Annotated in this window: 2 rRNA genes; both read right to left on the bottom strand. The window is 55.6% G+C overall.

The window, feature by feature from the left end:
• Positions 1 to 109 (bottom strand): 5S ribosomal RNA (gene rrf / locus MHJ63_RS09860); the annotation flags it as partial.
• A 171-nt stretch (positions 110 to 280) separates the two neighbouring features.
• A 23S ribosomal RNA gene (locus tag MHJ63_RS09855) occupies positions 281 to 513 on the bottom strand; the annotation flags it as partial.

The following is a 513-nucleotide window of genomic DNA, read 5'->3' as shown; positions in this document are numbered from 1 at the left end:
GTGTCCTACTCTCCCACAACCTCCCGGTTGCAGTACCATCGGCGCTGTGGGGCTTAGCTTCCGGGTTCGGGATGGGACCGGGCGTTTCCCCCACGCTATAACCGCCGTAACTCTCTCACCCATCAACCCGTACCGGGTTGCGGGAAATCTGTTACGTGTACGTGTGTGCAGCTGTATTCAGTTGTTGTGTGTCACCCCGCGTGTGGGGGGTGGGTTTGTGGTGTGGTGACCGCTTAGTGGACGCGAACCCCTCGCTATTGAAGAGGATGAGGATGGTGGTTGTGTGTAAGTGATCGGCCTATTAGTACAGGTCAGCTGAACACGTCTATGGTCCGTGCGTACACTTCCTGCCTATCAACCCAGTGGTCTAGCTGGGGGCCTCTCCCAAACAAGTTTGGTTGGAAATGTTATCTTGAAGCAGGCTTCCCGCTTAGATGCTTTCAGCGGTTATCCTTCCCGAACGTAGCTAATCAGCGGTGCACCTGGCGGTACAACTGACATACCAGAGGTTCG

The sequence above is a fragment of the Pseudoglutamicibacter albus genome (genome assembly GCF_022346425.1).
GTDB lineage: Bacteria > Actinomycetota > Actinomycetes > Actinomycetales > Micrococcaceae > Pseudoglutamicibacter > Pseudoglutamicibacter albus.
This window is presented reverse-complemented; position numbering and strand designations above follow the sequence as displayed.